16 protein-coding genes are annotated in these 14,143 nt (G+C 29.8%); all 16 read right to left on the bottom strand.

The window, feature by feature from the left end; genetic code table 11:
- Positions 1–9 precede the first annotated feature (9 nt).
- The 16 genes from I573_RS01115 to I573_RS01190 all read right to left on the bottom strand — a co-directional run bounded on the left by I573_RS01115 (position 10) and on the right by I573_RS01190 (position 14,138).
- Positions 10–789 (bottom strand): YveK family protein, encoded by a 780-nt coding sequence (locus tag I573_RS01115; protein ID WP_016184722.1) that lies wholly within the window; start codon positions 787–789, stop codon positions 10–12.
- Between the two features lie 20 nt (positions 790–809).
- Positions 810–1,658, bottom strand: a complete 849-nt coding sequence (locus tag I573_RS01120; RefSeq protein ID WP_016184723.1) for a hypothetical protein — start codon at positions 1,656–1,658, stop codon at positions 810–812.
- Between the two features lie 32 nt (positions 1,659–1,690).
- Positions 1,691–2,410, bottom strand: coding sequence for a class D sortase (locus I573_RS01125; RefSeq protein WP_245555052.1), 720 nt, complete (start codon positions 2,408–2,410; stop codon positions 1,691–1,693).
- Positions 2,385–2,957, bottom strand: coding sequence for a hypothetical protein (locus I573_RS01130; protein ID WP_016184725.1), 573 nt, complete (start codon positions 2,955–2,957; stop codon positions 2,385–2,387). The genes I573_RS01125 and I573_RS01130 overlap by 26 nt, the downstream gene beginning before the upstream one ends.
- A gap of 269 nt (positions 2,958–3,226) precedes the next feature.
- On the bottom strand, positions 3,227–4,393 hold the full coding sequence (locus I573_RS01135) for a nucleotide sugar dehydrogenase (protein WP_016184726.1): 1,167 nt from the start codon (positions 4,391–4,393) through the stop codon (positions 3,227–3,229).
- Positions 4,394–4,485: 92 nt separating this feature from the next.
- Positions 4,486–5,358 (bottom strand): UTP--glucose-1-phosphate uridylyltransferase GalU, encoded by an 873-nt coding sequence (galU, locus tag I573_RS01140; protein ID WP_016184727.1) that lies wholly within the window; start codon positions 5,356–5,358, stop codon positions 4,486–4,488.
- A gap of 11 nt (positions 5,359–5,369) precedes the next feature.
- Positions 5,370–6,788 carry a lipopolysaccharide biosynthesis protein gene (locus tag I573_RS01145; protein WP_245555053.1) on the bottom strand — a complete coding sequence of 473 codons (1,419 nt, stop codon included), beginning with the start codon at positions 6,786–6,788 and terminating at the stop codon, positions 5,370–5,372.
- 39 nt (positions 6,789–6,827) lie between these two features.
- A complete protein-coding gene (locus I573_RS01150) occupies positions 6,828–7,943 on the bottom strand; it encodes a glycosyltransferase (RefSeq protein ID WP_016184729.1) in 1,116 nt (371 codons plus the stop codon).
- Positions 7,940–9,124 carry a hypothetical protein gene (locus I573_RS01155; RefSeq protein WP_016184730.1) on the bottom strand — a complete coding sequence of 395 codons (1,185 nt, stop codon included), beginning with the start codon at positions 9,122–9,124 and terminating at the stop codon, positions 7,940–7,942. The genes I573_RS01150 and I573_RS01155 overlap by 4 nt, the downstream gene beginning before the upstream one ends.
- Before the next feature lie 25 nt (positions 9,125–9,149).
- Positions 9,150–10,034, bottom strand: a complete 885-nt coding sequence (locus I573_RS01160) for a capsular polysaccharide synthesis protein (RefSeq protein ID WP_016184731.1) — start codon at positions 10,032–10,034, stop codon at positions 9,150–9,152.
- A gap of 1 nt (position 10,035) precedes the next feature.
- A complete protein-coding gene (locus I573_RS01165) occupies positions 10,036–10,986 on the bottom strand; it encodes a glycosyltransferase family 2 protein (protein WP_016184732.1) in 951 nt (316 codons plus the stop codon).
- Positions 10,983–11,459, bottom strand: coding sequence for a PssE/Cps14G family polysaccharide biosynthesis glycosyltransferase (gene pssE / locus I573_RS01170; RefSeq protein ID WP_016184733.1), 477 nt, complete (start codon positions 11,457–11,459; stop codon positions 10,983–10,985). Before pssE ends, I573_RS01165 begins: the two co-directional genes overlap by 4 nt.
- Positions 11,459–11,908 carry a PssD/Cps14F family polysaccharide biosynthesis glycosyltransferase gene (gene pssD, locus I573_RS01175; protein WP_211213387.1) on the bottom strand — a complete coding sequence of 150 codons (450 nt, stop codon included), beginning with the start codon at positions 11,906–11,908 and terminating at the stop codon, positions 11,459–11,461. Before pssD ends, pssE begins: the two co-directional genes overlap by 1 nt.
- A gap of 15 nt (positions 11,909–11,923) precedes the next feature.
- Positions 11,924–12,628, bottom strand: coding sequence for a sugar transferase (locus I573_RS01180; RefSeq protein ID WP_016184735.1), 705 nt, complete (start codon positions 12,626–12,628; stop codon positions 11,924–11,926).
- A 13-nt stretch (positions 12,629–12,641) separates the two neighbouring features.
- On the bottom strand, positions 12,642–13,406 hold the full coding sequence (locus I573_RS01185; protein ID WP_016184736.1) for a tyrosine-protein phosphatase: 765 nt from the start codon (positions 13,404–13,406) through the stop codon (positions 12,642–12,644).
- 21 nt (positions 13,407–13,427) lie between these two features.
- On the bottom strand, positions 13,428–14,138 hold the full coding sequence (locus tag I573_RS01190; RefSeq protein WP_016184737.1) for a CpsD/CapB family tyrosine-protein kinase: 711 nt from the start codon (positions 14,136–14,138) through the stop codon (positions 13,428–13,430).
- Positions 14,139–14,143: the final 5 nt, after the last annotated feature.

Here is a 14,143-nt window from a genome sequence, read left to right on the forward strand (position 1 = left end):
CTTTCCAAATTAGACTCTTGGTTCCGATCGATGTATCAACTCGTCAATAGCATCTGGTTTTCCTTTGATTTCAAATACAACAGACTTTCCAGTCACGATTTCTTTTTTACTTACTTCACTGATCACACCTAAAATAGGTAATTCAGCTTCTTCTAAAATAAAACGTTCATCTTTAATCGTCTTGTCTAAAAGCGCTAATAATAATGAACACGCGATTCCCAATACCGTTCCTAAAACAAAACCAATAGCTAGGTTTAAATTATTTTTTGGATAGATCGAGATCGTTGGAATCTCAGCTTCTGATGTAATCGTCACTTTATTAACATCAATGGCTTTTAAGACACTTTTTTGAAAGATCTCAGCCGTGACGTTGGCTACATCAGCTGCTTGAGTTGGATTGATCGATGTCGCTTGAATTTGAAAGACTTGCGAATTTTGTGACTGTGATACTTGGATCATGTTACGCAATTGATCCACACTAAGATCATATTGATAGCGACTTGCTAAGTTTTCTTGTACCCGTGACAAAATCATTTTCCCTTTGATCATATCTTTGTAAGTGTTGATCATCATAATATTCGCGCTAACATCTGATTGCAAGTTACTCCCGGTATTTGTATCGTTCTTCGTTTGCACGATCAATTCAGCTGCTGCTTGATATCGTGGAGTCAACACGAAAAATGTGATTCCTCCGGCGATCCCGGTACCCAATAGAGCGAATACAATAATCAATAATAAACGTTTCTTTAAAATCGTAAACAATTCAAAAATATTAATCGTCTCTTCCATAGTTCCTCCTCAAGCCGTAACTAACGACTCACTCTCCGTCTAAGTATTTCACTCATGATCATTGCTAACACACCCACAACTACACATCCAATCCCCAAATGAATCACTAACAATAAGGCATTTTTTAAATAGATCGTAATAAAGCTATATAGTGCTTTTGAATGGATCGCTAAATGGTCGATTTGATTGCTTTTATATAAAATAGTTGGTAGAACGATCAGCATCAGCCCTGAACCTGCAAATGTATAGGCTAAGTAACGCAAGCGTCGATGAAGATACCGACCACTGACGAGTACCAATCCAATCAGTAAAAGCAATGAGAAGATCCCACTTAAAATAATGATCATGACAAATTGTTTATTGTAGCTAATCAATTGTTTCGCAAACGTACGAAATGTTGGAATCGCTACGTATCGTTCGAATACCGTCACACTTTCATCCACGAAATGCTGGATATTCGTTTTTGTTTCATTATCTGTAATGTCTAATTTTTTTTCTTTAGCATACGTTTCGATCGATTGATTTAAATTATTGCGGATCGCATCTGTCCCAACCAATCGATACGGCACATCCGTATAGATCGCGCGAATAAATGAACTTACATTTTGTTGAACTAGATCTTCTTTGACGCTGTCTTTCACTACTTCTGGTGGAATATTACTCGCACGCGCATTGTCTTGGATATAGTCATTGATATCTTTTGTGATCTCTGCCACATAGCCAGATGTTTTAGATTGCGTGATCATATATTCCTGATTAAAAATCGTTGCTTTTAACGTGATCAACAATACTGTACTCACGATCGCGAGTGTAGCGATAAACGCTAAAATAATTCTAGGAGCACTTTGTTTCCACTTTCCTTGCGACATCCTTATTTCCCTCCATCATCCAATTGATTGCTCTAGTTCATTGATGAGTCGATCATTTTTGCTGTGACAAAAATACGATCTTGCGTCATCCCGATACTATAAATCGGATAGCAGGTATAAAGGATCAATTGCTTCCGTTCTTTCTGATTCAATTGATTTAAAATTTCTGCATCTTGATAATTTTTGATCTCACGTTTTTCTACTTCGTATGTAAACGTACCATAAGTCGTTTCCAAAATAATTTTCGTTCCCGCTTCACCCACTAGCATATGATTAAAGGTTGTATTGTTATGTGCACCAATCAATGTCGTGCCAACTTCTCCAGGATAAACCGATCCCATATACTGACCTGCACCCAGACGTAATATTTCGCGAGTATCGCCATAATACAGCGGCTCTTCAACACCTAGATCTGGAATCTTTACAGTTCCATAGTTTTCCCCACTTTTTGGATAGGTAATTGCGCTTGTAGTCTTTTTACTTGCTGTCTCTTTTTTGCTCGTTGTCTCTTTTGTTTTAGTCGTTTGAGTTGTAGTTGCTGTGGTGGTCGATGCAGCAACTTGTGTTTCAAACTTTGGCGGCTCACTCAGCATAAATAGTTCTACAGAAGAACTCACAAGCTGAATGACTGGCTGTCCGATGACATAAAGCAAAGAATAGCCAATAACCAAAAAAAGAATAGGTGCAATGATCATTGCGCCTATCCGCTTCCACCATTTACGAGAATTATGCAAGACTTGCTTTCCTCCCAATGATGAACGCTCCTATTGCTGTAAGCACTAAGCCTACTAAAACAATAAGACTATAAATATATGTTGTTCCCGTATTTTTGACTGGACTTCCTGTAGAAAATGCTGTATTGCCTTGCTTGGTTGTAATCGAATAGCTATCGACACCATCTAAACTGATCGTTAAGCCCAAAACATTCGCAGCACTTGTAATCAAGCCTCTAACTTGATTTTTAACATCTGCTGGTAATGCTTTGATTAAATCTGATAAGCTATTGATATCACTCATATCGATCGTTTGAGCCGCAATCAATGCCTTGGCTTGATTGATGGAATCGACTGTTTGATTGACTTCTGATGCAGTCAATTCATTTTGTTTTAAATGATTCTCCGCTTGTGTGATATCTTTTTGATCGAGATAAAACGTTTTGCCTCCTACAGATATTCCTGTATTTAAAGCATCTAATATACGTTGCTCATCAGCAGAAATCCCCGAATCTGCCGATACTGTCAAACCGCTTACAAAGAAAAGTCCACAGACAACAAGTAATCCAAGTATCCATTTTCTCATAAACCTCATCCTTTCAATCCCCTATTCTACAGCTAGAAAGCAGTCCATAGTAGCTAAATTATATGTCAAATTTTAACAAAAAGCAAAGAAATTTTTAATAAAAAATCAAGGATTGAAAAATTATTATAGTTATACAATAATAGGATCTACAATGGACAACCTTAGGAATCAAAAGATAATTTTGTTAGTCGGTTTACTTAATAAATTAGAGACACAGAAAAAGCAAAAAATTTTAGCTTTTTCCGTATCTCTATCAATTTACATATATATTAATCTTTCCCGAATAAATCGCGTGTATACACTTTATCTGCACTGTCTTTGATTTCATCTTCAAGACGATTTGAAACAATCACATCAGACATCAGTTTAAATTCGTTTAAATCCTTAATCACACGTGAATTATAAAAGGTTTCTTCTTCTAAAGTCGGTTCAAAGACAACAACTTCAGTCCCTTTCGCTTTCAAACGTTTCATGACACCTTGAATTGACGAATAACGGAAATTATCAGAATTGGCTTTCATCGTCAAACGATAGATTCCAACGACTTTAGGTGATTTTGCTAAAATTTGTTCGGCAATAAAATCTTTACGTGTCGTATTTGCTTCTACAATTGCACCAATAATATTACTTGGAACTTCTTCGTAATTTGCACGTAGCTGCTTCGTATCCTTAGGTAAACAATAGCCACCATAACCAAATGAAGGATTGTTATAATGAGAGCCAATACGTGGATCTAATCCAACACCTTCGATGATTTGCTTAGCATCTAAGCCACGAACTTCTGCATAGGTATCTAATTCATTAAAATAAGCTACACGTAGTGCTAAGTAAGTGTTTGAGAATAATTTGATGGCTTCTGCTTCTGTCGAATCTGTCAGTAACACTGGAGTTTCTTCATCCCAAGCATTTTGTTTGAACATATTCGCCAATTTTTGACCACGTTCACTATTTTCACCGATGACGATACGAGATGGATGCAAGTTATCAAATAATGCACGACCTTCACGTAAAAATTCTGGAGAGAAAATAATATTTTCGGTACCAAACTTTTCTTTTACTTCTTTTGTATACCCTACTGGTACAGTCGACTTGATTACAAAAGTTGCATTTGGATCAATCGCTAATGCACGCTCGATTACATTTTCAACCGTACTTGTATTGAAATAATTTTTCTTTTCATCGTAATCTGTTGGCGTTGCAATAATTAAAAATTCTCCGTGCTTTACGGCTTTCTCAAATTCAGTCGTAAATTCAAGATTTAAATCATCACGCTCCATAAATTCATGGATTTCTTTATCTTCTAGTGGAGATTCACTATTTTGTAACATCTTTATTTTTTCGTCTACGATATCATATGCAACTACATCTTCCGATTGACCTAATAATAAGGCATTCGCTAACCCAACATAGCCTAGCCCAAAAACAGAAATTTTCATTTAATTTGCTCCTTTAAATTATGTATAATTTATTATACTACGAATTTATCAAAAAGATAGCCTGTTCATATGAACAGGCTATAAATACAAGTCTATAATTTAGAAGACAATTTTTTCAAGTACTCTTTTAGTCCATCTTTAATTTCTGGGTGTTTCAATCCAAACTCAATATTAGCTTCTAGCATTCCTAATTTATCTCCAACATCATAACGTTTACCTTTGAATTCGTGAGCAAACACACGTTGAGTTTTATTTAGTTCATCTATAGCATCTGTAAGCTGGATTTCATTACCAGCACCTGGCTCTTGATTTTCTAAAATAGTAAAAATTTCAGGACGCAATAAGTAACGACCAATGATAGCTAGATCACTTGGTGCTTCTTCAGGTTTTGGTTTCTCAACAAAATGATCTACTCCATATAAATGAGGTCCTACTTTTTCATCTGGTGCAATAATCCCATATTTAGATGTATCTTCGTGAGGTACTTTCATTACAGCAAGCGTTGAAGCTGTTGTTTTATCGTAGTCATTAATCAATTGTTTTGTTAATGGAATTTTATCTTCCATAATATCATCACCAAGCATAACTACGAATGGCTCATCTCCAACAAACGCTTTACCTTGTAAAACTGCATGACCTAATCCTAAAGGACGTTTTTGACGCACAAAGTGTAGATTAATACCAGTTGTTTCTTCAACTAGTGCTAATAATTCTTTTTTATTTTTTGACTCTAAATTATGTTCTAATTCAAAGTTTGAATCAAAGTGATCTTCGATTGGACGTTTTGCTTTACCAGTAACAATTAAAATATCTTCTATACCTGAAGCTAAAGCTTCTTCTACAATAAATTGAATCGTTGGTTTATCAACGATAGGTAACATTTCTTTTGCAATAGCTTTTGTTGCAGGTAAAAATCTTGTCCCCAAACCTGCTGCTGGGATAATTGCTTTACGTACTTTTTTCATGTGATAACTCCTCACTCTTTAGATAATAATAATAATATTTTTTTATACTCACCTGTTACAAATAATAATATTGCGAAAATAATTACAAATATTACACCCGAAATCAACAAGTCAATAAATACGTTTAGAGAACTAGGTAAAATAAATTTAGTAACATATAAAACTAAAAATTCAATAAACCCTATTAATATTGGAATTCTTAATTCTTTTAGCAAAGTGAACAAATTATCATCTAACGCTAATTTCATAACTAAAGAAAAATTAACAAAATAATTAATATAAAATCCAACAGTTAAAATAATACTTAGCTTATTTAAATCATTAGTCAATATTCCAATTGAAATACTTCCTACTAAAATAATAGCTGAGAGTAATCCAGTTAAAAACAAATCTTTTGTTTTATTTCGTGATTGAAAAATTGCGCCGGTTGAAGATAATGTCATTTGTATCCATACAGTCGTTGCCAAGATTTGAAATGGAAAGACGGCTAATCCCCATTGTTTACCAAAAATAAAGTATATAATTGATTTAGAAAATAAAGATAAAAACACAGATAAAGATATTCCAATCAACGCCAAAAAACGAACAATTTTTAAATATGTCTTTTTAATAGTTTCTACATCATCTTGATAATCTGATAGCACAGGTTGCAAAACAGGATTAATTATCCCTAAAAGAACACTATTTGGCATCATCAATAATTGATACGCTTTACTATAATTTCCTAAATCAATCGGGCCTAAAAATTTACCAATTAAAATATTATCGGAATTTCTAGAAAAATAATTAATAAAATTAAAAGAGAATTGGTAAATAGAAAAGCCTAAAATTTTTCTCATAACAATGGTGTCTAATTTTTTTGTTAGTACTATACTTGCTCTAATAAAATTTAATATGAAAAATAAAAAAGACAAACCAATAGCACTAAAAACTAAGGAGTAAACTCCATAACCTTTTATTGCAAAAAATATACCAATTAACCCACTAAAAAAACTAGATAAAATTTGATTAAAATTTATAGTTTTAAATTGCTTATTCTTATTTAATATTGCAGATGGAACAACATTTAATCCATTAAAAAAAATGGCTATAGATTGTACCCAAGATAAATTTAAATATATATTATTTTGATATATTTTTGCTAAAACTATACCAAAAAAACCAAAAAACATAGACAATATAAACGCAAAAATTATAGAATAATTAAATAATATAGAAATTTCTTTATTATTTAAATTTTTATTCTGTATAATAGCTGGACCTATTCCAGCCTCAACAAGTATTTGAAAAAATAGTATAAATACTTGTACAATGGCAACTACACCATATTCAGATGGTGTAAGGATTCTAGAAAGAATTGCATTTACTAATAAATTTGTAAAAACTAAACTAAACTTACCTATAGCTGTATAAAAGAAACCATTTTTCAAACTTGAATTAATAGAAAAAACCTCCAATCTTTGGAAATATTATAAAATTTCATCCCATATATCAATTATATTTTTTATTTCAAAATCTTTTATCCTTTTTAGAGATTTTTTTTGATATTCTTTTCTTAGCGAGTAGTTATCAATTAATAGATTTATACATTTAATCATATTTTTGGTATCTTTTTTATTTATCAAAATACCGTATTCTCCATCGTTTAGAATTTCTATAGATCCTTTTTGCTCAAAAGCAATTATAGGAAGTCCAGCACTCATTGCTTCAGTTAAAACTAACCCAAATCCTTCCCATCTGCTAGTCATTAGATATAATGATGCATTTGAGTAAATTTCTCTTAGTTGTTCTTTACTTTTTTTTCCTAATAGTTTTATTGACTCATTTAAATTATTTTTTTCTATTTGATTTTCTAACCATTTTATATCTTGTGGACTACCATCTCCAACCAAATTAATTTGCCAATTATCAGGTATTTGCTTTGAAATTTCAATCAAATAGTCTAGTCCTTTATGTCGTATATCTATTCTGCCGACCATTAATATAATATTTTTATCTAAATTTGATAGTTTTATATTATCTAAAGTCAAAGGATTATAGATTTTAACTACATTATTTGAAAAATGTGAATAGTCTTGTTGATCTGAATTTGTCAAAACAACTAATTTATCAGCAGACTTCATACAATTAATCAATAATTTACGACTAATAGAAAAATAATCATTTAAATATTTTTCCGAATTATTATGCATCCACATTAATACATTATAAATTTTATTATCAAACTTATTAGCAAATAAAAGAGCTGGTCCGTTGAGTACCACTGTATTTATACTATATTTTTTCATGAATTTTTTTAATTTAAATATTTGATAGTTTCTAACAATGTTACTATCCTTCTTCATAAATTTTTTGAATATAAAATTAATTACTTTTAAAAGCAATACAAAATATTTATCTAGATTATTTTCTCCATATACCAATGCTACTTTATGGCTTACTTTATAAAATGAAACTTTTTTTTGCAAAGAATATATAAATATTTGGTAACTAGAATTTTCAGACAATTCATTTGCTAAAGTCACATTAACATTTTGTAGTCCACCCATATCCAATCTGTCTAACACAAAAATAACTTTCTTCAAATATACTCACGCTTTCCTATACTAGATGTCTTTTTAAATATCAGCCCCAACTGTAATAATAAAGGATTTATGACTACATTGAACATTACAGATTGCGAAACTGTAAAAAGAAAAATTAAAATTGTAAATAAAATTATTTGTTTATATTTATTATATATTTTAAATTTTTGCAACAATACAAAAGATACAACCATAAAAATAAAAAAACTAAGCAGTCCTTGTAGTAAAATCAAATGATCCCAACCATTATCAACAAAATTATAAAAATATCCTACATCTGATTTTGTCAAACCATTAGAGAATAAATAATTACTATTACCAAAAAATTTAAACGGTAATTGTTTCCATAAATTCGCAGAATATATCAGTCTTCCAGTTGTGAATTCACTAAGCTTTTGAAGAGTAAGTGAACTATAATAAAATTTTCCAGTTAAAACTGATATTATTGGTATTGAAATTAGTAAAAATATATTAAATCTGTAGAAAAAATTTACAATATTACGTTTTGTAAAAATTTTAATAAGTAAAGGAATACAATATATAATTAAAGTGACAAATAATTCAGATCTAGTTTTAGTCACTAAATAAGCAAAAATACTAGCACCAATTATTAGCATTGCATATTTAATTTTTATTTTATCCGAGATCAGAATGTGAAGCATAGCAATTACTCTTATGATTCTTCCAAATATCATCAAGCCATAAAACCCCATGCTATTACGTTCGATGCTATTATTTCTAAATCCTTCTACGCTATTTTCTATAGTACCAGTAAACACTAACAATACTACAAAAATAGTTCCACAAATCATTCCCCACATAATTGATATATATATTTCTTTTATATTGTCTCCGAAAACAAATGCTAAAAAAAGTATAAAAAAGAAATTGATGTAGCTCCCATGGATAAACTGGTATACATAAAAAAATAAACTTAACAAGATAAATAGTATAACTTGCTCTTTGAAATATTTATTTAAGTTCTCAAATATTGATATTATACCCACAAAATATATTAAAATAGTTATTATACTATTAAAATGCTTTGAAAAATCTATAAAATTCTGGCCAGAATCATTTATAAAAGATAATATTTGAAAAAAAGAATAAAAGAAAAATAATATGCACATTATCTTATGGGTAGGTAGCTGTTTAGTTTTTACGAGTTTGGTATTTTCCAATTTGTGTACTACTCCTTAATCTAATTTATCGCTGTAAAAATACTTTAAAAAAAGAATTTTCATCTTTATTATACTTTAAATAGTCGTGTTTCAAATTTAACTTGAAAACATTAGATGACAAATTATCGATATCAACAGGAATATTAGCCATTAAATGCTCATCTAATTTATAAACATCTTTTCCACAGGGCTCAATATTATCAATCATTTCTTGAAACTTACCAATATTATATTTATAAGCAATAGCATAAAAATAGTCTATAAGAAAAAAATTAATTAATTCATTCTCAATTTCCCAATAATAATTAAACATATCTACCATAAAAGATTGTACAACCAAATTACTATTTGAATACTGTATAAAACCTCTCCAACGGCCTTTCGAAACATATTTACCTTTAAAAAAATCATAGCCGCTTAATGTCCAATATTTTTTTTCCGATATTTCAACAAAATTAAAATCATTTAGAAATATTGTAGCATCCAACCATAAGCCACCATATTTATATAATAAATTAACTCTAATAATATCGGATAACTGTGTTAAAGAAATAATTCCTTTCGATACTTTATCCAAAATACTTTCCGGTATATCAATATATTCTAAATAATTTTGTTCAGTAATAACAATTATATTGTCTAAATATTTTTTATTGTTCTCAAAACACTTTTTAACTAGTGGAGGAAATTGTGTTTCTCCTTGCCACCACATCATCCAAGCAATTTCTTCTTTAAAAATACTACTATTATTCAAATATAAATCAGTATTTTGATAATCATTTATTATTTTTGCACATTTTGACTCTAGGCTGTTTAGTATTTTCTCATGAAATCTATTATGTAAGTATTCACTTTTAAAAAAACGTCTAGACTTATCAAAAAAATTATAGTACGCATATTTGTTCGTCATTTTATTCACTTCTCTTATACATATTGTTATTTTTAAAAAAATTACGTATTCTTTCAAAATCTTTAAAGCGCACTAAAGACATGCCATTCTTTAATCCTAAAAATAAAATTTTAAATGAAAAACGAAGTCCAAATCTATATCTTATTAATGATAAAGCAAAAAACTTTGTAATTGTCTCTTTAACATTAGAAAATTCTTTGGATGTTAAATTCTTTTTATAAAAACTATTAACACGAATATTTACAAACAAATTAACTAAAAACCTTTCTTTACTCATTTTTGTCGTTAAACTATTATTGTTATAGTCCCAACTATAAATAATTTCATTAGACACAAAGATTTTTCTGGCTAAATAACCAGATTTTGCTGCAAACATTCTGTCATTACTTACAATAGTTTCTTCAAAAATAATACTATTATCAAATAAAAAATTTCTATTATATATTCTAGACCAAACAACTGGTAGCTTATACCTTAAAGACAAATCATTCTTCTGATGAAAATAATCCGAAAAATATTCAGCATAACCGTCGTGCCGATTACCTACATTATTATTCTCATCGGTAGAAGTTGGTAAGAAATAAATCATATCAAAATTTGTATGTAAAAAAGGGAATATAATCTCGTTATATCCTGGAATAAAATGATCATCACTGTCAGCAAAAATAACCCAATCTTCTTTCGAAAGTCTCAATCCTATATTTCTACATGATCCAGCTCCTTTATTAAGACTATTATTTTTTACAATTTCTATTTGTTTTTGGGGATAATTTCTAGCTATATCAAGAGTTTCTAAGAATTCTTCCATGTTAGAGTTATCATCAACTATGATAACTTTAATGAATTGATTATTTTCTAAATCTATAGATTCAAGCATCTTTTTTATATTTTTAGATGAGTTATAAGTAGGTATTATGATGCATAACTTATACTCGCTATGCTCTTTACTCATAATAATGATTCTACTTCCTTTCTAAAATTAGCAATGAATATTTTATGGTTAGATTTGAATATTTTAGAGCTTGTATTCTTAGTAATTTTTTCTTCAAGATAATCTAAATTTTCTATAAACTCTATATTATAACCCTTATCATTTATATTTTTAAGGAATTCAAGTTGATGATTATTAACATGTTCTCCATATTCAAATTTTCTAGGGACAACAATTAAAGGCTTATTTTTTAATAGCACACTAAAAAAACTTGACGGCCCTCCATGTGTGATTATTAAATCAGCATTTTCTATAAATTCATTCATTTCTTTATAATTTAAAAATTTTCTATAGTTACAATTTTTAAGTTTATAATCTGAATAACCAGTTTGAACGAAAAACTCTACATCCGGCATGCTCGCACTAATTTCATCTATTTTTTTTAAAAGCCTATTAAATTGTTGTTCATGTGTACCAACTGTAATAAATATCACTAAAATATCCCACCTATATTTTTTGAATTTTTATATATTTTTTCCAATTCCTCCCATTGAACTAGAAATTTATCTGTTACTGGTTTTACTAGTTTACCCGTAAGTGTCGGAGAGTCAATTCTATCAAAAACTTCCAGATAAACTGTCTTTGCACCAAATAATTTTCCTATATAAAAAAATGGTACAGCTACAGCAGCTCCTGAAGAAATTATCAAATCCGGTTTTTCTTTTTTCAATACTTTTATTGCTAACATAGTATTTTTGAATAAATTTTTTATGTTTCTATTTGTAGGAAAATAACAATAATATTTTTTCTCGTATTCTAAGACACTATTTGCATCATCTTTATCGAAAGTAACCCAAAATCTATCATATTCTTCCCAAAAATCTTTTAACAAATAAAGATGTGTCAGATGCCCTCCACTGGATCCAACTAAACAAATTTTTATATCTTTCTTCATAAATTAATAAGCTCCATTCGGTTTGATCATCATCAATACAGTTTTAAAAATAATTACAGTATCATTTTTTAAACTTAAATTTTCTATATATTTGATATCTAAATTTACCATTTGATTAAAACTGAGACTATTACGTCCACTTACTTGCCATAAACCAGTGCATCCAGGTTTTACAAATAGACGCTCTTTATCATGTTCCGTATAATGTTCTACTTCTCTGACTAACGGTGGTCTTGGGCCAACTAAACTCATATCCCCTTTTAAAACATTCCACAACTGGGGAAGTTCATCAATACTAGTTTTGCGAATGAATTTACCAATTTTGGTAATTCGAGGATCATCTTTCATTTTGAACATAGCACCTTCTATTTCATTAAGGCTTAATAATTCTGCTAACTTTTCTTCTGCATCTATGCACATAGATCTAATTTTGTACATTTTAAAAGGTTTACCATTTTTCCCTACACGAATTTGAGAAAAGAAAATTGGACCTTTAGGTTCCTCAATCTTCATTAAAAATGCAACAAATAAAATAATAATTCCTGCAATAATCAATCCAAAAAAACTACCTACTACATCTAATACACGCTTCATAAAAAAAGTAGTTCTTTTTGCGTATAATTTTTCTAAATTTATAGATTGAAATAACTCTGTATTGATCTGATTAACTATATCAATTTTAGGAACACTTATCTTAGATTCTTCCATTTTTTTCATCTCCTTAAAACCAACCAAACTTTTTCATTTTCAATTCACTATGACTAGGGTAAATTATAGAATCACCATTTACGATATCTTTTGCAACTTGCTGCATTTCAGTAACAACTTCTTTACCAAAATCTTTTTGAATTTTTTTATACGCTTCTTTAAGATAAAAATTACGTTTATGTACACCATGGGCATCTGAAGCAACCATCTGAACTAAGTTATGTTCAACCATTATTTTTGCTGTTCTTTGAATTGATTTACCAAACACACCTATATAGCTTGGTGCGGTAAGCTGTGCTAAACATCCCATATCTAAAAAAGGTATCAATAAATTAGGATTCTCTCTAAATTTAGCATTACGCTCGGGATGAACAATAATAGGTACTTTACGCATTCCACGAAGTTCAAAAAATAATTGCTCTGTATAGGCTGGAATATCTAATGTAGGAAACTCGATTAAAATGTATCTATCTTCAATATCTGTAAACAAAATTCGATCATTTTTAATTTCATCTATCAGTGTACCTGTAATACGAACTTCTTGACCTTCAAAAAGCGTTAATGGCAAATTACGCTTATCAAGTTCTGCTTGTAAATTTGCCACTTGTTCAATAATTGATATTTTAGGATTCGTATACTTACCATTATTGTGATGTGGCGTACATAAAACATGCGTAATTCCCTGATCTATTGCTTTTTCAGCCATTGCAATACTTGCATCTAAATTTTCTGCACCATCATCGATTCCTGGTAAAATATGACAATGTAAATCAATCATTTTAACACTCCGCTTTCTATTTTATGATCCGTAATAGTAATATCCTTGATCTGTTGCATTTTTTGCACCATGATATACAGCACCTAATACATTAGCATTTACCATACCTAATAAATCACGTGCTTTATAAAGTGATTCTTTTCTAGAAACATCTTCACGAATAACCATTAATGTACCATCTACCTTTGATGACATAATTTGTGCGTCAGTTACTGCTACAATTGGAGGCATATCAAAAATGACAAAATCATATTCTTCTCTTAACTCTTGTAATACTTGCTCCATACGTGATGAACCTAGTAACTCTGAAGGATTTGGTGCTTTAGGTCCGCTCGTTAGCACATGCAAATTTGGAACCGTTGTTTCTTGAACTAAATTGACAAGCTTTTCTTTTGTACTTAACAAGTTACTAAATCCAGCATTATTTATTAAATTAAATGTTTTATGCACTGTAGGTTTGCGTAAATCAGCATCAATTAATAATACTCTTTGACCAGAATTTGCAAAAACTACCGATAAGTTTGCTGAAGTTGTTGATTTCCCTTCACCAGGTCCAGACGAGGTAATTACTACTGTTTTTATCTCATGATCTGAAGAAGAAGCAAAACGAATATTTGTACGAATTGTTCGATATTGTTCTGAAATAGGAGATGATTGATCCATTAATGTAATTAATGCTACTGGATTTGTCGTTTCTTTATTTCGTTTATTCTTTTTTTGTTTTTTTGCCATTATTT

This window comes from Enterococcus sulfureus ATCC 49903 (assembly GCF_000407605.1).
In the GTDB taxonomy this organism is placed as follows: Bacteria; Bacillota; Bacilli; order Lactobacillales; family Enterococcaceae; genus Enterococcus_G; species Enterococcus_G sulfureus.